At 66.9% G+C, this 21,750-nt stretch carries 23 protein-coding genes and 1 other RNA gene; 12 read left to right on the forward strand and 12 right to left on the reverse strand.

The genetic code is table 11. The annotated features are described in order from the left end of the window. Positions 1-129: 129 nt before the first annotated feature. The 3 genes from dnaK to hrcA all read right to left on the reverse strand — a co-directional run bounded on the left by dnaK (position 130) and on the right by hrcA (position 3,878). Positions 130-2,052 carry a molecular chaperone DnaK gene (dnaK, locus tag AC5P7F_RS11100; protein ID WP_014646813.1) on the reverse strand — a complete coding sequence of 641 codons (1,923 nt, stop codon included), beginning with the start codon at positions 2,050-2,052 and terminating at the stop codon, positions 130-132. A gap of 182 nt (positions 2,053-2,234) precedes the next feature. Continuing rightward, positions 2,235-2,750 carry a nucleotide exchange factor GrpE gene (grpE, locus tag AC5P7F_RS11105; protein WP_164077417.1) on the reverse strand — a complete coding sequence of 172 codons (516 nt, stop codon included), beginning with the start codon at positions 2,748-2,750 and terminating at the stop codon, positions 2,235-2,237. Positions 2,751-2,813: 63 nt separating this feature from the next. Continuing rightward, entirely contained in the window at positions 2,814-3,878 is a 1,065-nt protein-coding gene (hrcA, locus tag AC5P7F_RS11110) for a heat-inducible transcriptional repressor HrcA (protein ID WP_075076180.1), read from the reverse strand. A 115-nt stretch (positions 3,879-3,993) separates the two neighbouring features. Between hrcA and recN the strand changes: the two genes are divergently transcribed. Beyond that, entirely contained in the window at positions 3,994-5,655 is a 1,662-nt protein-coding gene (recN, locus tag AC5P7F_RS11115) for a DNA repair protein RecN (protein ID WP_014646810.1), read from the forward strand. Between the two features lie 110 nt (positions 5,656-5,765). On the opposite strand, the gene AC5P7F_RS11120 is transcribed toward recN, so the two are convergent. Next, positions 5,766-6,683: a LysR family transcriptional regulator gene (locus AC5P7F_RS11120; RefSeq protein ID WP_032959114.1), complete on the reverse strand. Its 918-nt coding sequence runs from the start codon at positions 6,681-6,683 to the stop codon at positions 5,766-5,768. Positions 6,684-6,780: 97 nt separating this feature from the next. On the opposite strand from AC5P7F_RS11120, the gene AC5P7F_RS11125 reads away from it, so the two are divergent. Further along, positions 6,781-8,088, forward strand: a complete 1,308-nt coding sequence (locus AC5P7F_RS11125) for a GDSL-type esterase/lipase family protein (protein ID WP_164077416.1) — start codon at positions 6,781-6,783, stop codon at positions 8,086-8,088. A gap of 63 nt (positions 8,089-8,151) precedes the next feature. On the opposite strand, the gene fur is transcribed toward AC5P7F_RS11125, so the two are convergent. After that, positions 8,152-8,568 (reverse strand): ferric iron uptake transcriptional regulator, encoded by a 417-nt coding sequence (gene fur / locus AC5P7F_RS11130; protein WP_014646807.1) that lies wholly within the window; start codon positions 8,566-8,568, stop codon positions 8,152-8,154. Between the two features lie 103 nt (positions 8,569-8,671). Between fur and AC5P7F_RS11135 the strand changes: the two genes are divergently transcribed. Then, positions 8,672-9,064, forward strand: a complete 393-nt coding sequence (locus tag AC5P7F_RS11135) for an outer membrane protein assembly factor BamE (RefSeq protein WP_014036847.1) — start codon at positions 8,672-8,674, stop codon at positions 9,062-9,064. Between the two features lie 33 nt (positions 9,065-9,097). Here AC5P7F_RS11135 and AC5P7F_RS11140 read toward each other — a convergent pair whose 3' ends face one another. Further along, a complete protein-coding gene (locus tag AC5P7F_RS11140; RefSeq protein WP_014646806.1) occupies positions 9,098-9,355 on the reverse strand; it encodes an RnfH family protein in 258 nt (85 codons plus the stop codon). Positions 9,356-9,358: 3 nt separating this feature from the next. Continuing rightward, the gene (locus tag AC5P7F_RS11145) at positions 9,359-9,784 is read right to left on the reverse strand and encodes a type II toxin-antitoxin system RatA family toxin (RefSeq protein WP_032959119.1); all 426 of its coding nucleotides are present in this window, start codon (positions 9,782-9,784) and stop codon (positions 9,359-9,361) included. Positions 9,785-9,841: 57 nt separating this feature from the next. Here AC5P7F_RS11145 and smpB point away from each other — a divergent pair, with 57 nt between their 5' ends. Beyond that, the gene (gene smpB / locus AC5P7F_RS11150; RefSeq protein WP_005409231.1) at positions 9,842-10,345 is read left to right on the forward strand and encodes an SsrA-binding protein SmpB; all 504 of its coding nucleotides are present in this window, start codon (positions 9,842-9,844) and stop codon (positions 10,343-10,345) included. Continuing rightward, positions 10,342-10,773, forward strand: a complete 432-nt coding sequence (locus AC5P7F_RS11155; protein ID WP_014646804.1) for a GNAT family N-acetyltransferase — start codon at positions 10,342-10,344, stop codon at positions 10,771-10,773. Before smpB ends, AC5P7F_RS11155 begins: the two co-directional genes overlap by 4 nt. 26 nt (positions 10,774-10,799) lie before the next feature. On the opposite strand, the gene AC5P7F_RS11160 is transcribed toward AC5P7F_RS11155, so the two are convergent. Continuing rightward, positions 10,800-11,372: a hypothetical protein gene (locus AC5P7F_RS11160; protein WP_014646803.1), complete on the reverse strand. Its 573-nt coding sequence runs from the start codon at positions 11,370-11,372 to the stop codon at positions 10,800-10,802. A gap of 220 nt (positions 11,373-11,592) precedes the next feature. Between AC5P7F_RS11160 and ssrA the strand changes: the two genes are divergently transcribed. Continuing rightward, positions 11,593-11,946, forward strand: a transfer-messenger RNA (tmRNA) gene (gene ssrA, locus AC5P7F_RS11165). A gap of 162 nt (positions 11,947-12,108) precedes the next feature. After that, on the forward strand, positions 12,109-12,594 hold the full coding sequence (locus AC5P7F_RS11170; protein ID WP_032959123.1) for a hypothetical protein: 486 nt from the start codon (positions 12,109-12,111) through the stop codon (positions 12,592-12,594). A 14-nt stretch (positions 12,595-12,608) separates the two neighbouring features. Here AC5P7F_RS11170 and AC5P7F_RS11175 read toward each other — a convergent pair whose 3' ends face one another. Then, positions 12,609-13,070, reverse strand: a complete 462-nt coding sequence (locus AC5P7F_RS11175) for a methyltransferase family protein (RefSeq protein ID WP_134966513.1) — start codon at positions 13,068-13,070, stop codon at positions 12,609-12,611. Between the two features lie 146 nt (positions 13,071-13,216). On the opposite strand from AC5P7F_RS11175, the gene AC5P7F_RS11180 reads away from it, so the two are divergent. Beyond that, positions 13,217-15,238 (forward strand): esterase/lipase family protein, encoded by a 2,022-nt coding sequence (locus tag AC5P7F_RS11180; protein ID WP_164077415.1) that lies wholly within the window; start codon positions 13,217-13,219, stop codon positions 15,236-15,238. 18 nt (positions 15,239-15,256) lie between these two features. Here AC5P7F_RS11180 and AC5P7F_RS11185 read toward each other — a convergent pair whose 3' ends face one another. Beyond that, entirely contained in the window at positions 15,257-16,480 is a 1,224-nt protein-coding gene (locus AC5P7F_RS11185; RefSeq protein ID WP_262243324.1) for a cytochrome P450, read from the reverse strand. A gap of 379 nt (positions 16,481-16,859) precedes the next feature. Between AC5P7F_RS11185 and hchA the strand changes: the two genes are divergently transcribed. Continuing rightward, positions 16,860-17,732 carry a glyoxalase III HchA gene (gene hchA / locus AC5P7F_RS11190; RefSeq protein ID WP_134808750.1) on the forward strand — a complete coding sequence of 291 codons (873 nt, stop codon included), beginning with the start codon at positions 16,860-16,862 and terminating at the stop codon, positions 17,730-17,732. A 4-nt stretch (positions 17,733-17,736) separates the two neighbouring features. Continuing rightward, positions 17,737-18,441 carry a PA1136 family autoinducer-binding transcriptional regulator gene (locus AC5P7F_RS11195; protein WP_164077414.1) on the forward strand — a complete coding sequence of 235 codons (705 nt, stop codon included), beginning with the start codon at positions 17,737-17,739 and terminating at the stop codon, positions 18,439-18,441. A gap of 20 nt (positions 18,442-18,461) precedes the next feature. On the opposite strand, the gene AC5P7F_RS11200 is transcribed toward AC5P7F_RS11195, so the two are convergent. Next, positions 18,462-19,688 carry a cytochrome P450 gene (locus AC5P7F_RS11200; protein WP_049439203.1) on the reverse strand — a complete coding sequence of 409 codons (1,227 nt, stop codon included), beginning with the start codon at positions 19,686-19,688 and terminating at the stop codon, positions 18,462-18,464. Between the two features lie 401 nt (positions 19,689-20,089). Here AC5P7F_RS11200 and AC5P7F_RS11205 point away from each other — a divergent pair, with 401 nt between their 5' ends. After that, positions 20,090-20,947, forward strand: a complete 858-nt coding sequence (locus AC5P7F_RS11205) for an endonuclease/exonuclease/phosphatase family protein (RefSeq protein ID WP_032959133.1) — start codon at positions 20,090-20,092, stop codon at positions 20,945-20,947. Positions 20,948-20,966: 19 nt separating this feature from the next. Here the strand turns inward: AC5P7F_RS11205 and AC5P7F_RS11210 are convergent, their stop codons facing one another. Further along, positions 20,967-21,230, reverse strand: coding sequence for a hypothetical protein (locus AC5P7F_RS11210; RefSeq protein WP_032959134.1), 264 nt, complete (start codon positions 21,228-21,230; stop codon positions 20,967-20,969). 140 nt (positions 21,231-21,370) lie between these two features. Between AC5P7F_RS11210 and AC5P7F_RS11215 the strand changes: the two genes are divergently transcribed. Then, complete coding sequence (locus AC5P7F_RS11215) at positions 21,371-21,748, forward strand: VOC family protein (RefSeq protein ID WP_014646791.1); 378 nt, start codon at positions 21,371-21,373, stop codon at positions 21,746-21,748. Positions 21,749-21,750 lie beyond the last annotated feature (2 nt).

Genomic DNA, 21,750 nt, shown 5'->3' on the forward strand with positions numbered 1-21,750 from the left:
GGGATTCGTCAAAGCGGAAGAGCGGAACCAGGTCCGCTCTTGCGTCGGGCGCCCCGACACGCCGGTGGGCGGTCAGGACCCTGATGCGACAACGGGACGCTGATGGCCAGCGTCCCGTGTCGGTCCGGATCAGGACTTCTTGTCGTCCTTGACTTCGGTGAACTCGGCGTCGACCACGTCGTCCTGCGCCTTGCCGGCGTTGCCGGCGTCGGCGCCCGGGGCACCGCCCTGGTCGGCCGAAGCAGCGGCGAACAGCGACTGGCCGGCTTCCTCCAGCACCTTCGACTTGGCTTCGATCTGTGCCTTGTCGTCACCCTTCATCGCGGTTTCCAGGTCGGCCAGGGCCGCCTCGACCTTGCCGATGACATCGCCGCCGACCTTGCTGCCGTGCTCGGTGATGGCACTGCGGGTGCCGTGGATCAGGGCATCGGCCTGATTGCGGGCCTGCACCAGCTCCTGGAACTTCTTGTCTTCTTCGCGGTTGGCTTCCGCGTCGGCGACCATGCGTGCGATCTCTTCCTCGGACAGGCCCGAACCGGCCTTGATCTCGACCTTCTGTTCCTTGTTGGTCTTCTTGTCCTTGGCCGACACGTGCAGGATGCCGTTGGCGTCGATGTCGAAGGACACTTCCACCTGCGGCAGGCCACGCGGAGCCGGCTCGATGCCGGACAGGTCGAACTTGGCCAGCGACTTGTTGAAGCGGGCCTGCTCGCGCTCACCCTGCAGCACGTGCACGGTCACGGCCGACTGGTTGTCCTCGGCGGTGGAGAACACCTGCGAGGCCTTGGTCGGGATGGTGGTGTTCTTCTCGATGATCTTGGTGAACACGCCGCCCATGGTTTCGATACCCAGCGACAGCGGGGTCACGTCCAGCAGCAGCACGTCCTTGACGTCGCCGCCCAGCACGCCGCCCTGGATCGCAGCGCCCAGTGCCACGGCTTCGTCCGGGTTGACGTCCTTGCGCGGTTCCTTGCCGAAGAATTCGGTCACCGCCTGCTGCACCTTCGGCATGCGGGTCTGGCCACCGACCAGGATCACTTCGCTGATGTCGCTCGAACGCAGGCCGGCATCGTTCAGGGCGACGCGGCACGGCTCGATCGACTTCTTGATCAGGTCTTCCACCAGTGCTTCCAGCTTGGCGCGGGTCAGCTTGATGTTCAGGTGCTTCGGACCCGAGGCGTCAGCGGTGACGTACGGCAGGTTCACTTCGGTCTGCTGGGCGCTGGACAGCTCGATCTTGGCGCGCTCGGCAGCGTCCTTCAGGCGCTGCAGGGCCAGCGGATCCTTGCGCAGGTCGATGCCCTGGTCCTTGTTGAATTCTTCAACCAGGTACTCGATGACGCGGTTGTCGAAGTCTTCGCCGCCCAGGAAGGTGTCGCCGTTGGTGGCCAGCACTTCGAACTGCTTCTCGCCGTCGACGTTGGCGATCTCGATCACCGAGACGTCGAAGGTGCCGCCGCCCAGGTCGTACACCACGATCTTGCGATCCTTGTTGTCGCCCTTGTCCAGGCCATAGGCCAGCGCGGCCGCGGTCGGCTCGTTGATGATGCGCTTGACGTCCAGGCCGGCGATGCGGCCGGCATCCTTGGTCGCCTGGCGCTGGCTGTCGTTGAAGTAGGCCGGCACGGTGATGACCGCTTCGGTGACCTTCTCACCGAGGAAGTCCTCGGCGGTCTTCTTCATCTTCTCCAGCACCTTGGCCGAGATTTCCTGCGGGGCCATCTTCTTGCCATCGCTGGTCGACACCCAGGCATCGCCGTTGTCATGGGCCAGGATGCTGTACGGGACGTGGGCGATGTCCTTCTGCACTTCGGCGTCGGTGAACTTGCGGCCGATCAGGCGCTTCACCGCGTAGAAGGTGTTCTTCGGGTTGGTGACGGCCTGGCGCTTGGCCGAGGCGCCCACCAGGACTTCGCCGTCCTTGGTGTAGGCGACGATCGACGGGGTGGTGCGATCGCCTTCCGAATTCTCGATGACGCGGGCCTTGCCGCCGTCCATGATCGCCACGCACGAGTTGGTGGTGCCGAGGTCGATACCAATGATCTTGCCCATGGGGGAGACTCCTGAGGATGCTTGTTGGGGTCAGTCCGGCCGTTCGGCCGGTGGATGAATACGATGTGGGGGAGGCTCGTGGAACATTCAAGCCATCTCCCGAACGCTGTGTTTCCGGTCGCCCGGCGCGTTCAGCGTCGGGCCGGGTGACGGGACATTCCCGCCTTCCGGCCCTGGAGGGGTCAGTCGGCGGCCACCACCACCAGCGCCGGCCGCAGCAGGCGCTCGTTGAGCAGGTAACCCTTCTGGAACACGGTCACCACGCTGCCCGGGGCGGCGTCTGGGGCCGGCACCTGGCTGATGGCCTGGTGGTGTTCCGGGTTGAACGGCTGGCCGATCGGGTCCAGCAGGACCAGCCCGTTGTCGGCGGCAACCTTCAGCAGCTGCTTGTAGGTCAGCTCCAGGCCCTCGCGCAGCGGATGCGGGTCATCGCCGGCCGCCTTCAAGCCGGCATCCAGGCTGTCGAACACCGGCAGCAGCTCGCCCAGCAGCTTCTCGTTGGCGAACTTGCGGGCCTGCTCGATGTCACGGGCAACGCGCTTGCGCTGGTTCTCGATGTCGGCGCGCTCACGCAGCGCATCGGCCTTGATCTGCTCGACCTCGGCGCGCAGGCGCTCCACTTCGTCGTTGACGCCGGCGGCGGCGGCCGCATCGGCGGCAGTCTGCTGGGATTCGATATCTGGATGTTCGTGGTTCATGTCTGGGTCCCTGGCGGTCAGTCTCCGCCTCCACCCACCCTAGTGTGGGCGGGATGCTGCGTTTCAAGCGTCGGATGTTCCAGGAGTGCGCCCGGCTGGCGAAAACGCCGCGCCGAGTACATCGGCAGTAGCCTGGACCAGCGGGATCATCCGGTCGTAGGCCATCCGCTTGGGGCCGATCACGCCCAGCACGCCCAGCACCTGGCCATTGGCGGCATAGGGGGCGGTGACCAGCGAGACCCCCTGCAACGGCATCATCCCGGTCTCTTCGCCAATGAAGATGCGCACCCCCGGGGCCTGGATGGTGCGCTCCAGCAGCTGCAGGATCTCCCGCTTGCTGGAGAACAGCTCGAACAGCTCGCGCAGCCGCTCCAGGTCGGACAGGTCCTGCACCCCCATCAGACGGGTCTGCCCGGCCACCAGCATGTCATCGGCCGCCGGCTGCAGGGCCTGCTCGGCCAGCTCGATGCTGTGCGCCAGCAGCTGCTCCAGCTCCGAACGGGCATCACGCAGTTCCAGCAGCAGGCGGGTGCGGATCTCGGCCATCGGCAGGCCGGCGAAATGCGCGTTGAGGTAGTTGGCGACCTGTTCCAGCTGGCCCGGCGCGAACTCCTGGCGGGTCTCGATGACCCGGTTCTGCACCTCGTTGTCGGCGAACACCAGGATCGCCAGCACCCGGCGCCCGTCCAGCGCCACGAAATCGATCTGGCGGAACGCGAACTGCTCGCGCCGCGGGGCGCTGACCACGCCGACGAAGTGGCTCATCGCCGACAGCAGCTCCGAGGCGCTGCCAAGCAGGGCCTGGGTGCTGCCGCCGCCGGCCAGTTCCTGGCGCAGCCGGGCCAGCTCGCCTTCGCCCGGCGGCTGCATCTGCAGCAGGCTGTCGACGAACACCCGGTAGCCATGTGCGGTCGGGACGCGCCCGGCCGAGGTGTGCGGCGAAGCCAGCAGCCCCAGGTCTTCCAGGTCACCCAGGATGTTGCGGATGGTGGCCGGACTGACCTCCAGCCCGGCCACGCGCGCCAGCGTCTGCGAGCCGACCGGCTCACCGTCCTGGATGTAACGCGCGATCAGCGTGCGCAGCAGATGGCGCGCACGCGGGGCAAGCTGGTCGGGAGAACCGTGCATGGAATCAACCTGTGAGACACGGACACTAGATAATGGCGGCGGATCACCTTGGCAAGTCATTGGACCTCCCGCGCCCGCGTGCTAGCGTTGCGCGGCTGCTGACACCCCCTTACCCATGCTCAGACATCTTTCGATCAAGGATTTCGCCGTCGTCCGCGCCACCGAACTGGAGTTCGGGCCAGGCATGACCGTGGTTTCAGGCGAGACCGGCGCCGGCAAGTCACTGATGGTCGACGCGCTGGGCTTCCTGTCCGGCCTGCGCGCCGACAGCGGCGTGGTCCGCCACGGCGCCGCGCGCGCCGAGCTGTCGGCCGAGTTCGCGCTGGACCAGCTGCAGGCCGCGCGCCAGTGGCTGGCCGACAACGAGCTGGACGACGAAGAACAATGCCAACTGCGCCGCGTGATCCGTGCCGATGGCGGATCGCGGGCCTGGATCAACGGCCGCCCGGTGACCCTGGCGCAGCTGGGCGACCTGGCCTCGCTGCTGGTGGAGATCCACGGCCAGCACGAGCAGCAGGCCCTGCTGACGCGCCCTTCGCAGCTGGCCCTGCTGGATGCCTATGCCGGCAACGAGGACGAGCGCCGCCAGGTGCGCCGCGCCGCTGCGGCCTGGCAGGCGCTGGTCGATGAATCGCTGGCGCTGTCGCAGCAGGGCGACGTCAGTGACCGGATCGGCTTCCTGGAGCACCAGCTGCGCGAGTTGGACCGCGAGGATCTGGAACCCGAATCGATTGCCGCACTCGGTGCCAGCCACCGTCGCCAGGCCCACGCCAGCGCCCTGCTGAGTGCCTGCCAGGCGGCCAGCAACCAGCTCAACGGCGACGACGGCAGTTCCGCACTGGACCTGCTGCAGCAGGTGCGCCACGAGCTGTCGCGCCTGATCGAGCACGACCCGCGCCTGGGCGAGGTGGACGGGCTGATCGAGAACGCCTCGATCCAGCTGCACGAAGCCCTGTCGCTGCTGGACCGCGTGCATGACGACCTCGACGCCGACCCGGAACAGTTCGAGGAGAACGAGCGTCGCCTCGGCCGCCTGCACGACCTGGCCCGCAAGCACCGTGTGCCGATGGACGAGCTGGGCGCGCAGCGCGAGCGCATGCACGCCGAAGTGGAACAGCTGCGTGGTGCTGACGAACGCCTGCAGCGCCTCGCCGGCGAGATCGACAAGGCCGCTGCGGCCTGGCGCGTGCAGGCCGGGCTGCTGACCGCCAGCCGCCGCGCCGCCGCTGCCGAGCTGTCGGCCACCACCACCGGCATCATCGCCGAGCTGGGCATGGGCGGCGGCCAGTTCCTGATCGAGCTGGAACCGCAGGACGCCGGCAAGCCCGACCCGCAGGGTGCCGAGCGCGTGGAATTCCTGGTGGCGGCCAATGCCGGGCAGCCACCGCGTGCCCTGCGCAAGGTGGCCTCGGGTGGCGAACTGTCGCGCATCTCGCTGGCCATCGAAGTGGCCGCGCTGGACCTGGATGCAGTGCCGACCATGGTGTTCGACGAAGTCGACTCCGGCATCGGTGGCGCGGTGGCGGACATCGTCGGCCAGAAGCTGCGCGCCCTTGGCGAGAAGCGCCAGGTGCTGTGCGTGACCCACCTGCCGCAGGTCGCCTCGAAGGGCCATGCCCATTACCGGGTCAGCAAGGCCCCGGTGGAAGGCATGACCCAGAGCGCAGTGGAAAAGCTGGACAGCAAGGCGCGCGAGGAAGAACTGGCGCGCATGCTCGGCGGCGTGGAAGTGAGCAAGGAAGCGCGCGCCGCCGCACGCAAGCTGCTGCAGGTGTAACGCCGGCCGAGCCGAGCATTGGCTCGGCTTCCGCACGGTAGTGCCGGCCGCTGGCCGGCACCCCGATGCGGGTGGATGAAGATCATGAGGTTGCCGGCCAGCGGCCGGCACTACCCCTGTGGCTGCGTCAGATCGACGTTCTCCACCAGGAAATCAAGAAACGCGCGCACCCGCAGCGGCAGGTAGCCGCCCTGCCCCAGGAACACCGCGTGCACCTCTTCCAGGTCACCGGGATTGGCGTCCTCCAGCACCGGCAGCAAGCGCCCGGCGGCAATGTCCTGCTGCACCTGGAATGCTGCCAGCCGCGCCATGCCCAGCCCACCCAGCACCAGCTGGCGCAGCGCATCGCCGTTGCTGGCGCGCGCGTTGCCACTGGGCAGCAGCATGCGTTCGCGCCCGTCCTGCAGCAACGGCCAGCCCTGCATCGCGCGCGCATGGCCGATATCCAGCCGGTTGTGCGACTGCAGCTCCTCGGCAGTGCGTGGCAGCCCGTGCCGCTGCGCGTAGGCCGGTGCAGCCACGATCATCATCCGCGTCGCACCAAGCCGCCGCGCCACCAGGCTGGAGCTCTTCAGTGGACCGGCCCGCACCGCCACGTCGGTGCGCTGCTCAAGCAGGTCGATCACCTCGTCATTGAGGGTCAGGTCCACGCCTACCTGCGGGTTGCGTTCGAGGAATGCCGGCAGCAGCGGCAACAGGAAATGCTGGCCGAACGGCACGTTGGAGTTGACCCGCAACCGTCCACGCGGCTCGGCATGGGCACTGGCACAGCGCTCGGCCTCCTCCAGGTCGGCCAGCACGCGCAGGCCGCGCTCGTAGAACGCGCAGCCTTCCGGGGTCAGCTGCAGCTGGCGGGTGGAGCGTTGCAGCAGGCGCGTACCCAGCCGCTGCTCCAGCCGGGCCACCAGCTTGCTCACTGCTGACGGCGTCATGTCCAGGGTGCGTGCGGCGGCGGAGAAGCCACCGGTCTCGATCACCCGCACGAACACTTCCAGTTCGCCGGATCGGTTGATGTCGGGTCGCGCCATGGCGATGAATCCAGTTCACAGATGATTGTCCATACGCAGTCTAGTTCACAGATGACCCCGGAATCACCATGGCGTTCCCTCCCACCTGGATTGCCCGATGAACCGCTTGAGCCAGCTCACCGCCACCGCCCTGCTCGCCCTGTCCGGCGTCGCCAGTGCCGCATCCGCCCCGCACTGGGTCGCCAGCTGGCAGGCCAGCCCGCAACCGGTCTGGGACGCGGATTTCCTGTTCCCGACCCTGGTTCCGGCCACGCTGCAGGACCAGACCTTCCGCCAGACCGCGCGCATCAGCCTGGGCGGGCCCCGGCTGCGGGTGCGGCTGAGCAATGCCTACGGCACCCAGCCGCTGCGGATCGGGGCGGCCAGCGTGGCCGCGGGCGCGGGCGCCACCCCGCAACCGCTCAGCTTCGACGGCCAGCCTGGGGTGTTGATCGGTGCCGGTCAGGAACGGCTGAGCGATCCGCTGGCGGTGGCCACGGAAGACCACCAGGCGCTGCAGGTCAGCGTTTTCGTGCCGGGGCCGACGCCGGTGCAGACGTTCCATTGGGACGGCCGCCAGACCAGCTGGATCGCCGGCGGCAATCAGGCCCGGGCGCGCGACCTGCAGGGTGCCAGTTCCACTACCGCACGCCTGTTCCTCACCGGGATCGAGGTCGAGGCCGCCGCCAGTGCGCGTAGCGTGGTGGTGATTGGCGACTCGATCACCGACGGCGCCACCGCCAGCCTCGACCAGGACCAGCGCTGGACCGACCATCTGGCCGCGCGTCTGGCACCGCGCGGCGTCGCGGTGGTCAACGCGGGCATTTCCGGCAATCGGCTGCTGAGCGACGGCATGGGCGAGTCGGTTCTGGCCCGCCTGCGGCGTGACGCACTGGATCAGCCCGGCGTCGCCAGCGTCATCGTGCTGATCGGCATCAACGACATCAGCTGGCCCGGTACTGCCTTCGCCCGCGCGCAGCCCCGGCCCAGCCTGCCCGAGCTGCAGGCCGGCTATCGTGCCCTGGCCGAACAGGCCCACCGGCGGGGTCTACGCATATTCGGCGCCACCCTGATGCCGTTCGCGGGCGCCCTGCCCGGCACGCCGCTGGACGACTACTACCACCCGGACAAGGAGGCCCTGCGCCAACAGCTCAATGCATGGCTGCGCAGCAACAGCCCGTTCGACGCGGTGATCGACCTGGACGCGGCGCTGCGCGACCCGGCCGATCCGTCACGGATGGCCGCCGCCTACGACTCCGGCGACCACCTCCACCCGGGGGATGCCGGCAACCGGGCGATGGCCGAGGCGGTGGACCTGGAGATCCTGCTCGGTTGCAAGGGGTCAGAGCCCTTTGCTGGCGCAAAGGGATCCGACCCCGCAGAGCGCCCGGGGCCGGCCCCCTTTCCTGGAGGGAAAGGGCCCTGACCCCGGCAACGAAAAACCCCGGGCAAGCCCGGGGTTTCGTCGCTAGCGGCTGGCCGGAACGGCCTACTTGCGCTTCTTGCGCACGTAGAGCACCAGCGAGTGTTCTTCCAGCTCATAGCCGTGATCGGCCGCGATCTTGCGCTGCAGCTCCTCGATCTCATGGCTTTCGAATTCGATGATCTTGCCGCTGTCCACGTCGACCATATGGTCGTGGTGGCCACCACGGTCCAGCTCGTAAACGGCCTGGCCACCCTCGAAATTGTGCTTGAGCACGAGGCCGGCGGCCTCGAACTGGGTCAGCACCCGGTAGACCGTCGCCAGGCCGATCTCGTCGCCATGCTCGAGCAGCTGGCGGTAGATGTCCTCGGCGGTCATGTGGTGCTGGTGGTGCTGGGCATTGCGCTGTTCGAGCAGCGCCAGGATCCGCATCCGCGGATGGGTCACCTTCAGGCCGACTTTACGCAGGTCGTGGGTTTCCATAGGTCTCCGTTCATTGGCGATTTAGCGCCAGCTGCCTCGGATTGGGTCGCGGTGGCACGCCGGGAGTGTATCATCGGTTTGATTTCCCCAACCGCCAGTCCCGATGCGCAATCTCCTGTTGGTCGCCGCCGTCGCCCTGTCCACCACCGGGTGCGGCATCATCTACAAGCAACCCATCTATCAGGGCAACCTGATCCGGGAAGATGCCGTGGCCAAGCTGCAGGTCGGGCAGAGCAAGCAGCAGGTCACCGCGCTGCTGGGCACCCCGTCCATCCCCGACCCGTTCCACGCCCAGCGCTGGGACTATACCTCCAGCCAGCGCGTGAACCGCCTCGGCCGCACCGAAGTGAAGAACTTCGTGGTGTTCTTCGAGAATGACGCCGTTACCCGCTGGGAAGGCGACTACTTCCCGGGCAACGACAAGGCCCTGGCCCAGCAGACGGTGCGCCAGTTCGGCCGCAACCTGCCGAAGGACAAGAAGAAGAAGGGCCGCTGAGGCCTGCCCGTCCGCAGGGACGGGTTGCCGGGATCAACCGCCGAGCGCGCGACGCCGGCGGTTGTCCTTGGGGTCGGCCAGCAGCGGGCGCAGCAGCTCGATGCGGTCCCCGTCCAGCAGCGCCTGCTGTGGACGGGCCAGCACGCCATGCACCGCGGCGGCCGGACAGTCGGCACTACCTTCCAGCGCAGCGGCGGCGATGGCGTCGGCCACGGTCGCTCCCTCTTCCAGCTGCAGGTGGCGCGACAGCACGCGCTCCGGCCAAGCCAGCACCACCTCGACCTCGATCATCGCTCAGCCCTCGTCGGCGACGCGGACGAAATCATTGACCATGCGATCGGCCAGTCCCTGGAAGCCGATCGCCAGGGCCGGACCGAGCAGGCGCGAGCTGGGTTCGAACTCCAGGGTCAGGGTGACCTTGCACGCATCCTCGGCCAGCGCATGGAATTCCCAGCGGCCGTGCAGCTGCTTGAACGGGCCATCGCGCAGCTGCATGTCGATGCTGTGCGGGCGCTGCAGGGTGTTTTCAGTCTGGAACCAGGTACTGAACGACCCCAGGCCCAGGTCCAGGCGCGCCACCAGGCGGTCCTCGCCCTGCTCCAGGATCTGGGCAGCCGAGCACCAGCGGAAACGGCGCGGATAGGCCTGGACGTCGTTGACCAGGTCGAACATGCGCGCGGCCGAATGTTCGACCAAGGCGCTGCGGCGGATAGTAGGCATGAATACAGGACGTTTCGGCAATCGACCGGGCGGGCCCGAATCGGAGACAATACGGAAATGAGCAAGAACAGCGGCAAGGATAAAGCAAAGAGCGCGACGGCCAACAAAACCATCGCGTTGAACAAGCGTGCCCGCCACGAGTACCACATCGAAGAGCGCTTCGAGGCCGGCCTGGCCCTGCAGGGCTGGGAGGTGAAGTCGATCCGCGCTGGCCGCGGCAACATCATCGACGCCTACGCCTATGTGAAGCACGGCGAGATCTTCCTGATCGGCGCGCAGATCACCCCGTTGATCCAGGCCTCCACCCACGTGGTGGCCAATGACCGGCGCGAGCGCAAGCTGCTGCTGCACCGGAGCGAGATCGACAAGCTGGTCGGCAAGGTCGAGCGCGATGGCTACACGATCGTGCCCACTGCGATGTACTGGAGCAAGAACAAGATCAAGCTCGAAGTCGCGCTGGCCAAGGGCAAGCAGACCCACGACAAGCGCGATGCCGCCAAGGACCGCGACTGGGCGATCGAGAAGCAGCGTGTGATGCGTCGCGGCAACCGCGACGCATGACCGCCCCCATCGGCGCCATGGTGACTGCCAGCGCCGATGAAACGCGCACGTTGTGCGCGCGCCTGCTGGCCTTCAATCAGGCCCACGGCGGCGATTCACTCGATGAGACTCCAGTCCGCCTGGCCTGGCATGACGAGCACGGCGCGCTGCGCGGTGGTGTGCTGGCCGACGTCTGTGCCGGCTGGCTGCAGGTACATGTGCTGTGGGTGGATCCGGAACTGCGCGGGCAAGGCATCGGCCAGCGCCTGCTGGCGGAAGCAGAAGCCGCCGCGCGCCAGCTTGGCGCCCGCAACGTGATGCTGGATACCTTCGACTGGCAGGCCGAAGCTTTCTACCTGCGGCAGGGCTACACCGTCTATGGGCGGCTGCCCGATTGCCCGCCCGGGCACGAGCGGATCTACCTGCGCAAGCCATTGTCAGGTTCCTGACCGCGGCCGCGGAAACCGCCGACCGGTCACCCTGCCAGCACGCCCTGCCCGCGCATGCGCGGTGCCAGCGCTGCGTGCATCACGGCCAGGTGCATCACCACTGCCAGTTCCGGCGCATGCCGGTCATCGCCGGCGCGCCACCGCTGCGCCAGCTGGGCCGCGTCGGCCGGCAGCAGGGCCAGCAGCTGGGCGTCATCCAGCGAATCGGCCGCGCCCTGGAGCTGCCGCGCCATCTGTCGCGCCTGCCATACATGCACGCCGATGCTGAGGCTGGCCAGCGACATCAGGACCACGGCCAGCCCGTGCTCGAACCATTGCGACAGCACTTCCGGCCCCCACAGCAGGGCCGCCAACACGGCCAGGCCCGGCAGGCGCCAGCCCAGCCAATGGATGCGACCGCGCTGCGACCAGTGCACAACCACCGCACTGGCCACCAATGCCGCGGCCGCAGTCGCCGGCAGTTCGGTCAGCGCGGTGGCCGCAAGCAACACCGCCAGCACCGCCCAGACCCAGCCGGGCGGCAGGGCGCGTCGCTGGTAGTCGGCACCGACCGGCCCGATCAGCTGCCGCAGGCTGCGTTGTTGGCTTGCATCGGTCACCCACAGTCTCCGTGTCTGTCCTGGCCCGGATGGTCGCCGCCAGTGTGTCGCAAATTCGTGCCAGTGACGTTACCAATCCGCTATGCCGCTGGCTCTACAACATGTTGTGGATTGCCACGGTGACTGTTCAGCTGTTTTGGCGTAGCATTGGCAGCGTTGGGCAGGCACTGGCCGTGGCGACACGAAACAGGCCTTGTACCTTGCAGAACTTGAAGAAACCGGGGGTGCATTGGTTTCGACGGGGGTTGTGAAGTCGCCTGGCGCATGCCGAGGGGGTAGCTTTCCTCGTAAATCCAGCTGCAAAACTCTAGTTGCCAACGACGACAACTACGCTCTGGCCGCTTAAGGCCTAAGCCTCGAAACCGCTTGTGTCCATGCTCGCGGTGTAGAGTCACTATCATGGAATCGCGCTGGATGGCTGCCTGTCAGTCCGGCACTAGAACACAACAGGCTGGTTCCCGGATGCGCTTTGCGCACCGTGCTGTTCGGGGACGAGATCCAACGGTGAGCTAAGCATGTAGTGCTGGGGATGGAGTGCCTTCGGACGGCGGTTCAATTCCGCCCACCTCCACCATCTGTATGGCCTGTCGAGGCCGCAAGAAGCCGGATCTCCCGTCGAGGGGGTTCTGGCTTTTTTGTGCCTGCTCGTCGTGCGGGAAGCGTGGGGCATAATCGGGATGGAGCTTTCGCTCCATCGCTGCATTGCCCCGGCCTGCTGCCGCCAGAAGGATCTGCAATGAAAACCGCCACAACCACGCTCGTCCTGCTCCTCACCACCCTCGCCGCAGCCTCAGCCACGCACGCTGCGGCGCCGGCCATCGCGCCCCCCGGCACCGCCACGCTGGAAGCGCTGCTGGCCTGCAAGGCCGGCTCGAACTTCAGTGCGGCCGACGCCATCGATGCGCTGCAGGCCGCCGGCCTGGCCAAGAAACCGGGCGGCACCTTCGAGCCGGAGGACAAGCCGGTCGCGCTGTTTGGCGGCACGGTCACCAGTGCCGACGTAAACGTGGCCGAAGGCGAGAAGAGCCTCTTCGTGTACTTGAACGGTGTCGATTCCAAGCGCCTGGCCAAGGCCTGGTCGGTGACCGAGGTCAACGAGCATGCCAACACCGAAGAGCCGTCGTACGTGAAGCGCATCGACAAGCGCCACACCCTGCACGTGATCGCGGGCGACGACTACGAGGGTTATTCGGCTGCGGTGAAGTGCCAGATCAGCCGCTGATGGCGTAGCCGACGCTACAGCCAGCGCGGCACGCGATGACGGTATTGCGCGTACGCCTCGGGAAAGCGGGCCATCAGTGCCCGCTCCTCCGGCAGGATCTGCAGCCGGGTGATGTACACCAGGAACAGCGGCACCACCAGCAGCGCGATCAGGTTCTGCAGGTACACCATGGCGCCAAGCAGGACCAACGCCTGGCCCAGATACATCGGATTGCGCGTGCGGCGGTAGATTCCGCTGGTAACCAGCGCGCTCGACGCCGAAGGTCGCAGAGGATTGACGGTGGTACCGGCGCGCTGGAAAGACAGCTTGGGCAGCAGATTGAGCACGACACCCAGCGTCACCGTCACGCCTGCGAGCAGAACCGGCACCGGCACCCGAAGGTGGAAACCCGGCCACAGCCAGCGTGCTGCAAAGCCCGCAGCGGCGAACAGCAGCATTACCACGGGCGGGGGAATGCGGGTTTCCAGCCAGGCCATCGCGATCACCGTGTCCCTTCCATTCGCCGCAGTGTCACACGGGAATGGCTGAATCGCCCAGGGCGGCCAGGCCCAAACCAACCGTTCGGTCTATTCCGCTTTGACAGGCCGGCCGCTAGAGTGACGCCACCGCGCAGGAGCATCGTATGGCTACCACGGGCATGGGCTTCATCGGCCGCACGACCCTCATCATCACCGTGCTGCTCACCCTGGGGGGCTGCGCGACGCTGCGCCAGTTCGGACCGTCGGTGCAGGTCGCCTCGGTCACGCCCGGCCAGTACATCGCGCTCAAGCGCGGTGACATCCTCACCTCCGGCAAGCTCAGCGCGGCGACCACCGAGACCCTGCGCGTGGCCGGGCTCGATGAGGGCGTCTGTGCCAAGCCCGGCCTGCCCTGCATCGAGGCCATGGAAAGCAGCATCGTGGTGCGCGAGGAAGACAAGCGCTCCAGCCTGGCCGAGTTGTGGCTGCAGCATGCGATGACCCTGCCGGCACCGAAGCGCGAGTACTCGGCATCCGGCCGCGCCAAGACCGCGATCACCGAACTGGATGCCGACTTCCAACCGCGCCTCGATGCGTGGATGCAGGTCGCGCGCCAGGCCTATGCCTATCTGTTCTTCACCGAGCGCACCGCCAATCAGCGTGGTTTCGAGGACCGCCAGACCCAGGTGCGCGACTACTACAACCTGGCTGTGCAGGAAGCCTCGGTGCAGCTGTACAACGCGTACGCCACCGGGCGCGTGCACAGCCAGGCCAGCCATTTCCAGCTGGGCCGCTGGACCTTCGTGCTGGCCCCTTCAGGCGAAGCATCGCCGCTGGACACGCGCACCCCCACCGAGCTGGTACCGGCGGCCTCGCTGTCGTTCACCGGTACGCTGCGCAGCGTGCATCGCCGCGATGGCTTCGGTGCCGAGCTGGTGGCGGTGATGGACGATCCGGCTGGCAGCACGGCCACCCCGCCTTCGGCAGCGACGCCCGCCGCGCAGGCAAGCACCCCGGCCGCGCAGAGCTGGAGCGAGATGCCCTCGCCTTCGATGACGGTGCTGCTGCGCTTCTCGGGAAAGAACCTGTGGGAAGTGCTGCACGACGACGAGCCGGAACTGGAGATCCACGATCCCTACCAGGTCTCGGAAGTAACCCTGCACGGCCAGCAGGTGCCGTTGGCGGCCAACTTCACTGCGGGCTACGCACTGTGGCTGGCGCGCTCCAACTTCAGCCAGCAGTCGCTGCGCTCGTTGTTTGGTGGCAAGGGCGGCATCGACGCGCCGCATCTGTACATGATGCAGCCCTACGACCCGAACCGCCGCGTGCTGTTGATGATCCATGGCCTGGCCAGCAGTCCCGAGGCCTGGGTGAACGTGGCCAACGAACTGATGCGCGACGACGAGATCCGCCAGGACTTCCAGGTCTGGCAGTTCTACTACCCGACCAACATGCCCATCGCGATGAGCCACGATGCGATGCGCCACACGCTGGCCGAAGTGCTCAAGCACTTCGACCCCAGCGGCAAGGCGCAGGCCTCGCATGACATGGTGCTGGTCGGGCACAGCATGGGCGGGGTGATCGCGCGGTTGATGGTCTCTTCCTCCGGCGACCACCTGGTCGACACCCTGCTGGCCACCGCGCAGATGACGCCCGCCCAGCGCGAGCTGCTGCGCACCAAGGGCGCGCCAGTACTGACCTTCCTGCCGGAACCGGAAGTATCGCGGGTGGTGTTCATCGCCACACCGCATCGCGGCACCGACGTGGCCGGTACCCGCCTCGGCCGCTGGATCGGCCGCCTGGTACGGCTGCCGCTGACCGTGCTGGAGGACGTGGCGACGCTGGCCAACGACGGCCAGATCGATCACAACGATGGCAAGCACGGCTACCAGATGAACAGCATCCAGAACCTGGACAAGGACGACCCGTTCGTCCGCGCCGTGGCCGACCTGCCGATGTCACCGAAGGTGCACTACCACTCGATCATCGCCCGCGCCAAGGCCGATGGCCCACTGGAAAAAACCGATGACGGGCTGGTGCCCTACTGGAGCTCGCACCTGCCACACGCCGTTTCGGAGAAGGTGATCGTGTCCGGTCACAGCGTGCAGGAAGCCACGCCGGCCATCGTCGAGCTGCGGCGGATCCTGCATGAGGACATGCAGGAACACGGGCGTACGGCAAAGTAAGCCGCCCGCCCCTGCAGATCAGGCACCGGCCGTATGGCGCGAGAACGTGCCGTGCAGCGCCGCGGGAATCACGAAGCCTTCCATGCGCACCTCGGGCCGGTAGTCGGCGCTGGGGGTGAAACGGAATTCGCGCGCCAGCAGCGCGCACAGCAATACCAGCTGTGCATTGCCGACCGCCGATCCCACGCAGGAACGCGTGGGGAAGCCGTAAGGCACATAGATGCCGGCGGTGCGCTTGCGCCGCTCGGGCAGCCAGCGATCGGGATCGAACTGCAGCGGGTCATCCCAGTATTTCGCCGAGCGATGCTGGATGAACGAGCTCAGCTCGAACACCGTGCCCTCGGCGATGGCCTGCCCTTCCACCTGCAGATCGCAGGCGGCCACCCGACGGTTGTTGAAGGGCGTGGAATACAGCCGCATCACTTCCTTCAGGAAGCGCATCGTGCAGGGAATCCTGGCCATCGGCAGCGCATGGATCTCCGCATCCGAGAGCGGCGCGAATTCCTCCTCGATGCGCTGGCGCCAGTGTGGATGCATCTGCATCGCCAGCAGCAGGCAGGCGGCCATCATGCCGGGCACCCCGGAAATGGCGATCAGTTGCACGGTGACCAGGTAGGTGACCTTGTCCAGGCCGATGCGCTCGCGAAGGGTCAACAATGACTGCGCGTAGTCCAGCGGCGAACGTCCGCTGCGGACCCGGCGCCTGAGTTCGGCGGCGATCGCCCGCGATTCGCCACGACCGATGAGGAAGTTGCGCAGCAGATGACGCCGATGGATGACCTGCTCGACCTGGGTGGTGTAGCGCAGATGCAGGGCGCGTTCGATGGCCTCGGTACCGCGCGCGTCGAGCCCGTCGATCACCAGTGGCACCAGCGGATGCGCCATCACCTTCCACACGGCTGGCGTGGCATCCAGCTCGCGCCCGCACAGTGCGTCCAACGCCTGCCGCATGCGCGACTGCAGCGCCTCCAGGGTCTGCGCTCCGGTAAGCTCAGCACTGCGCGTGGCGATCAGGCTGCGCACTTCGGTCCAGCGCACGCGTTCGTGCCGGCGGAACAGGTCGGCCAGCGACTCGACCACGAACAGGTGCTCGGAATTCTCCTTGTCGACCTTGCCGGCCAGCTCTGGGCAGAACACCCCGATACCGCCGGTTTCCAGTTTCAGCACCGGTCCTTCGCGCTCCACCCGCGCAGCCAGGCGCTCGGCAGCAATGGCGCTGCCTTCATTCGACATCCCTTGCATGCAGTGCGTCTCCGGCAGGAAGGGACTCGAAAGACGAGTCCCTTCGTCTTGCTACCGCTCAATCGCGGGGTTGCCCCGCAGGATCAGAACTCGACCCAGAGCGGCCAGGTATTCCACACACTGCTCTTCTCGTTCGGATGGATATTCAGAGTGACGCGCAATGCTCGGGCGAATCTTTTCATTTTCATTCCTTTGCTTGCTGTGTGGTTATGCCGGGATTATCCCGGCACCGGCTAGATAACACGACATAATCCCGCTGTCCAACCGGGCCGGTGGCGCGATGCAGCATCCGGGTGGTGGTCCATTGAGGGGAATCCCTCATCGCGCCTGCGCACGCGGCCTCCTATGCTGGGCTCACTTTCCCCCAACGGAGGTCCGCATGAACACGCAAGAGCCCAGCCGCCAGCCCAGCCCCGATCCGGCCGAGCGCGATGCCTTCTTCCCGTCGCCGTACTCGCTGTCGCAGTTCACCTCGCCCCAGAGCGACCTGTCCGGGGCCGACTATCCGGATGCGCGCCGCGACGGCCGCTGGAAGGTGCTGATGATCGCCGCCGACGAGCGTTATCTACCGACCGCCAATGGCCACCTGTTCTCCACCGGCAACCATCCGGTGGAAACCCTGCTGCCGATGTACCACCTGGACAAGGCCGGCTTCGACATCGACGTGGCGACGCTGTCCGGCAACGCCGTCAAGTTCGAATGGTGGGCCTTCCCGCGCGAGGACCGCGAGATCGGCGCCCTGTACGAACGCTATGAGTCGCGCTTCCGCCAGCCGTTGCAGCTGGATGAGGTGGTGGCCGGCCTGGGAGCCGATTCGGACTATGCCGCCATCTTCATTCCCGGTGGCCACGGCGCACTGATCGGCCTGCCGGAGAGCGCGGCGGTGAAGGCCACGCTGCAGTGGGCCATGGCCGGGCAGCGCCACATCATCACGCTCTGCCATGGCCCGGCGGCGCTGCTGGCGGCGGGCGTCGACGAAGCCGACGGTGGCTCGCTGTTCCGTGGTTACCGCATCTGCGCCTTCCCCGACGCAATGGACCGGCAGACACCGGAGATCGGCTACATGCCGGGGCAGCTGCGTTGGTTCTTCGGTGAACGACTGGCCCAGCAGGGCGTGCAGATCGTCAATGAGGGCATCGATGGCAGCGTGCTGCAGGATCGCCTGCTGCTGACCGGCGATAGCCCGCTGGCCGGCAACGCGTTGGGCAAGCTGGCCGCGCGTACGCTGCTCGATGCACTGGCGGGGCGCTGAGCTAATGCCTGCGCTGGTGCCCGCGCTGCTGGAACTGGAACAGGCGCGGTCACTGCCCGCGGTGGGCGGCGTGCTGCGCGCCGCCGCCTCACCCCTGGGCTACGATCGACTGCTGGTGTTTGCCACCGGGACCGGGCTGGAACGCGACGCGCAGCGCGTGTACTGGATCGAGGGTGACTGGTTCGGCGACGGCAGCGATACCGGACTTGCCCGCTACCTGCATGCCTGCCCGGTCAACCGCCATGTACTGGACAGCAATGCGCCGTTCTTCTGGAGCAAGCGCCAGGGCGTGCGCGGCGAACGCTATCAGGTGGTGAAGCAGCCGCGCGGCGATGGCCTGCATGGATTACAGGTTCCGGTGTTCGGCCCGACCGGCCTGGAGGGTGCGGTCAGTTTCGCCGGCACCTCGATTGATGCATCCGCCAGCGCGCGCCTGCTGCTGGAAATGGTCGGAAGGTCAGCCTTCCGTGCGGCGCGCCAGCTCGCCGAGGCGCCCGCGGATGTTCGCGCAGGCGCGTTGAGCGCACGCGAACGCGAGGTGCTGCGCTGGGTCGCCGCTGGACGGCGCCAGGCGGAGATCGCGGCCACGCTGGGGCTGTCTCCCCGCACGGTGGAGAACCACCTGCGGCGAGCGCGACAACGGCTCGGCGTGGCCACCACCGCGCAGGCGGTGCGCGCGGCAGGCCGCCGTGGCGAGATTGAAGACTGAGCCAGGCAGTACAGATGCTGTCAGGCGTGCCGCGGCGTCAGCGTACCGATGAAATCGACCGGAATCGCAAAGCCTTCCAGCTGCATCCACGGCGTGGGCTCATCCTGCACCGTCAACTCGAAATCGCGGGTCACCAATGCGCAGAACAGCAGCAGCTGCGCGTGGCCGACCGCACTGCCGATGCAGGCCCGCGAGGAAAATCCGAAGGGCACGTAGGCGCCCTTGTTGGCCTGGCGTCGCTCCGGCAACCAGCGATCAGGATCGAAGCTGTCCGGGTTCTGCCAGTACTCCGGCGAATGATGCTGGAAGTAGGACGACAACTCGTATGCCCCGCCCTTGCGGATGCACACGCCCTCGATGTCGATATCGTGCGAGGCCGGACGATGCAGGGCGAACAGTCCCGGCCACAGCCGCAGGGTTTCCTTGACGAAACGCGACGTGCACGGCAGCGACTTGATCGGCAGCGCATACAACTGCTCCAGGCTCAGCGCCGAGGTTTCCTCGCGGATGCGCGCCTGCCAGTGCGGAAATCGATGCATCGCGTACAGCAGGCTGGCCGCCGTGATGCCCGGCAGGCCCGACATGCCGGCCAGCACCATCGACACCAAATAGGCCACGCGATCCACCCCGACCCGCTGCACCAGCGGCAGCAGGGATTGCAGGAAGTCCTCGCGCGGCACGGTCTGGCGCGCACGACGCCGGATGTGCCGCGACACCGTGCGGGCCGCGCGGCGGGAAAGATGGAAGTCGATGATCCGCCGCCAGAACGAGAAGTTCTGCAGCACGATGGCGTTGTATCGGGTCTTCTGCTCACCGATGAGCGCATCGACGTCGGATCGACTGAGGCCGTCGATCAGCATCGGCAACAGCGACTGCGAGATCGTCCACCAGCTCAGTTCGCTGAGGTCATGCGGCCTGTCCGCGCGCTGGGCAAGGAAGCCGTGCATGCGCGTGTAGAGGTCGCGCATGTGGCCGGGACTGGCCAGCCGCCCGGCCTGCTCGCTCAGCAACGCCCGCACCTCGCGCCACGCAACGGGGTCCCTGCCACTGCGCAGCCCAAGAAAATCAATCAGTGAATCCGGTACGGTGTGCCGGTCGGTGTTGGCCTTGTCGATCCTGACCGCCAGGGCCGGATCAAAGATGCCGACGACATCATTGTTGAAGCGCAGTACCGGCCCTTCGCGACGCACGCGTTCGAGCAGGTCGTCGATGGAAACCACTTCCGCATCCGCTGCACGCTCATCCATGCCCTGCCTCCAATGCCAGGGAAGATCATCGACCCTCCCTGGCGATGTCATCGAATACGTGGAGTCCTTCCGGTCAGAAGATATTCCAGTAGCGATACTTGGAACGGATGCACTGCGTGGAATTGTCCGAACGCAGGTTCAGCGACACCTGCAGGGCGCGAATCAATCGTGTCATGGCACAGCTCCTTGTGGTTCCGTTGATGGTTGCTGCGGTGCCGGGTTCAGTGGCCGGCAGCGCCGTTCTAGCACGCAGGCCCGCGCGGGCGGGTCAATGCGCTGTCAAAGGCCCTGCTGAATACACCGCGGCGACCGGCGGATACCGCCAGCGCGCGCACAGCCATGAACAGACAATCCGTGCGATGCTCTATGAAACCGTTTTCATGGAATGGAGGGATTCCACGATGTTGTCGCGTTTCCGTCGCCCTGTACTGTCTGCGCTGCTGGCGCTTGCCCTGCCTGCGACCAGCGCCTGGGCCGCAGCCCCCGCGCCGTTGAAGGTGATGTCGTTCAATGTGCGCACCCCGGCCGATACCGAGCCGGGCAAGCGCTGGCCCGACCGTCGCGACGCGATGGTGAAAGTCATCCTCGATGCGCACCCGGCGGTGATCGGCACCCAGGAACTGGTGCAGGAGCAGGCCGAGTACCTGGCAGGGCACCTCCCCGGCTACCGTTGGTTCGGCGAGGGCCGCCGCGGCGGCAGCGGCGACGAGCACATGGGCGTGTTCTACGACAGCAAGGTGCTGGCGATCGAGGAATCAGGCAACTTCTGGTTGTCCGATACGCCCGATGTGCCCGGCAGCATCACCTGGGGCAACCTGTATCCACGCATGGTCACCTGGGCGCTGTTCCGCCGCATCGACGACGGCCGCCGCTTCTACTTCATGAACACCCACCTGCCCTACCGCGACGAAGACGAGCCGCGGCGGGTCAAGGGTGCCGAACTGATCGGCAAGCGCGTGGCCAACCTGCCGGCCGATCTGCCCGTCGTGCTGACCGGCGACTTCAACAGCGAACCCGGCGGCGACACCTACAAGGCATTCACCCGCGTGCTGCAGGACACCCGTACCCAGGTGAAGGCTCCGCAGGGCCCGCGGCTGACCTTCCACGATTTCACCGGCAAGGCCACCGTGCAGCTGGACTGGGTCCTGGTGCGCGGCTTCCATGCGCGCAGCTTCCTGACTGATGACCGCCGCATCGGTGGCGTGCTGCCATCGGATCATTTCCCGCTGGTGGTCGAACTGGACTGGCCCAGGCACTGAGCAGCCACGGCAGCCGCCGCTACGGCGGTGGCTGCCGCGACAGCAGGCGATACAGCGCCTGATGCTGGTCGCGCGCCTGGCAGATGCGGGCCCCGATCGCCAGGAACACGGCCACGCCAATCAGGCCCAGCCCCAACATCGAATCCTGCAGGCGCAGGAAACCGACCGCCGCCGCCATCGTCGCCAGCACCAGCAGCACCACGACCGCCACTGACAGACCCGCACCGGGTGGACCCGGATCGCCGAACAACATCCGTTGGGTATCCCGCCTTCCATCCGCCATCGCCTGTCCTCCCGAGTGCCTGACCCACTTGTTACACGTCGGGCCGGCATTCCGGCAGAGTCAGAAACGTCACGAAGGTGAAGATGTACGCGGAACGCATCGCGTTACCCTGCCTCCTCCCCCGAACTGCGGAGCAGGACATGGCCCACCAGAGCCGGCTGGCTGGATTCATCATCGACTGCCAGGACCTTCCCGCCGACGCAGGTGCCGGCTTCTGGGCCGCCGCGCTCGGCCTGCAGGCACAGGCGGCGCGTGTCGAAGGGGGCGCCGAGTATGCCGACCTGCTGGGTGCACCGGCGGGCTTGAACGTGGAAGTCCAGCGGGTCGATCACCCGTCACGGGTGCACCTGGACATCGAGAGCGACGACATCGATGCCGAGGCCGACCGCCTGGAGAAGCTCGGCGCGCGCCGGATAGGCTTCGTCAAACGCTGGTGGGTGATGGAAGCACCGACCGGCCATCGCTTCTGCATCGTGCGCATGCGCGAGCGCGAGGTGCCGGCCAATCAGTGGCCTTGAAA

Source organism: Stenotrophomonas sp. YJH_SMC_105-26 (assembly GCF_059368915.1).

What these genes read in the sequence shown, in the direction of transcription:
- dnaK (WP_014646813.1), bottom strand. Translation starts at nt 2,052, where the DNA reads ATGGGCAAGATCATTGGTATCGACCTCGGCACCACCAACTCGTGCGTG.
- grpE (WP_164077417.1), bottom strand. Translation starts at nt 2,750, where the DNA reads ATGAACCACGAACATCCAGATATCGAATCCCAGCAGACTGCCGCCGAT.
- hrcA (WP_075076180.1), bottom strand. Translation starts at nt 3,878, where the DNA reads ATGCACGGTTCTCCCGACCAGCTTGCCCCGCGTGCGCGCCATCTGCTG.
- recN (WP_014646810.1), top strand. Translation starts at nt 3,994, where the DNA reads ATGCTCAGACATCTTTCGATCAAGGATTTCGCCGTCGTCCGCGCCACC.
- AC5P7F_RS11120 (WP_032959114.1), bottom strand. Translation starts at nt 6,683, where the DNA reads ATGGCGCGACCCGACATCAACCGATCCGGCGAACTGGAAGTGTTCGTG.
- AC5P7F_RS11125 (WP_164077416.1), top strand. Translation starts at nt 6,781, where the DNA reads ATGAACCGCTTGAGCCAGCTCACCGCCACCGCCCTGCTCGCCCTGTCC.
- fur (WP_014646807.1), bottom strand. Translation starts at nt 8,568, where the DNA reads ATGGAAACCCACGACCTGCGTAAAGTCGGCCTGAAGGTGACCCATCCG.
- AC5P7F_RS11135 (WP_014036847.1), top strand. Translation starts at nt 8,672, where the DNA reads ATGCGCAATCTCCTGTTGGTCGCCGCCGTCGCCCTGTCCACCACCGGG.
- AC5P7F_RS11140 (WP_014646806.1), bottom strand. Translation starts at nt 9,355, where the DNA reads ATGATCGAGGTCGAGGTGGTGCTGGCTTGGCCGGAGCGCGTGCTGTCG.
- AC5P7F_RS11145 (WP_032959119.1), bottom strand. Translation starts at nt 9,784, where the DNA reads ATGCCTACTATCCGCCGCAGCGCCTTGGTCGAACATTCGGCCGCGCGC.
- smpB (WP_005409231.1), top strand. Translation starts at nt 9,842, where the DNA reads ATGAGCAAGAACAGCGGCAAGGATAAAGCAAAGAGCGCGACGGCCAAC.
- AC5P7F_RS11155 (WP_014646804.1), top strand. Translation starts at nt 10,342, where the DNA reads ATGACCGCCCCCATCGGCGCCATGGTGACTGCCAGCGCCGATGAAACG.
- AC5P7F_RS11170 (WP_032959123.1), top strand. Translation starts at nt 12,109, where the DNA reads ATGAAAACCGCCACAACCACGCTCGTCCTGCTCCTCACCACCCTCGCC.
- AC5P7F_RS11175 (WP_134966513.1), bottom strand. Translation starts at nt 13,070, where the DNA reads ATGGCCTGGCTGGAAACCCGCATTCCCCCGCCCGTGGTAATGCTGCTG.
- AC5P7F_RS11180 (WP_164077415.1), top strand. Translation starts at nt 13,217, where the DNA reads ATGGCTACCACGGGCATGGGCTTCATCGGCCGCACGACCCTCATCATC.
- AC5P7F_RS11185 (WP_262243324.1), bottom strand. Translation starts at nt 16,480, where the DNA reads ATGCAAGGGATGTCGAATGAAGGCAGCGCCATTGCTGCCGAGCGCCTG.
- hchA (WP_134808750.1), top strand. Translation starts at nt 16,860, where the DNA reads ATGAACACGCAAGAGCCCAGCCGCCAGCCCAGCCCCGATCCGGCCGAG.
- AC5P7F_RS11195 (WP_164077414.1), top strand. Translation starts at nt 17,737, where the DNA reads ATGCCTGCGCTGGTGCCCGCGCTGCTGGAACTGGAACAGGCGCGGTCA.
- AC5P7F_RS11200 (WP_049439203.1), bottom strand. Translation starts at nt 19,688, where the DNA reads ATGGATGAGCGTGCAGCGGATGCGGAAGTGGTTTCCATCGACGACCTG.
- AC5P7F_RS11205 (WP_032959133.1), top strand. Translation starts at nt 20,090, where the DNA reads ATGTTGTCGCGTTTCCGTCGCCCTGTACTGTCTGCGCTGCTGGCGCTT.
- AC5P7F_RS11210 (WP_032959134.1), bottom strand. Translation starts at nt 21,230, where the DNA reads ATGGCGGATGGAAGGCGGGATACCCAACGGATGTTGTTCGGCGATCCG.
- AC5P7F_RS11215 (WP_014646791.1), top strand. Translation starts at nt 21,371, where the DNA reads ATGGCCCACCAGAGCCGGCTGGCTGGATTCATCATCGACTGCCAGGAC.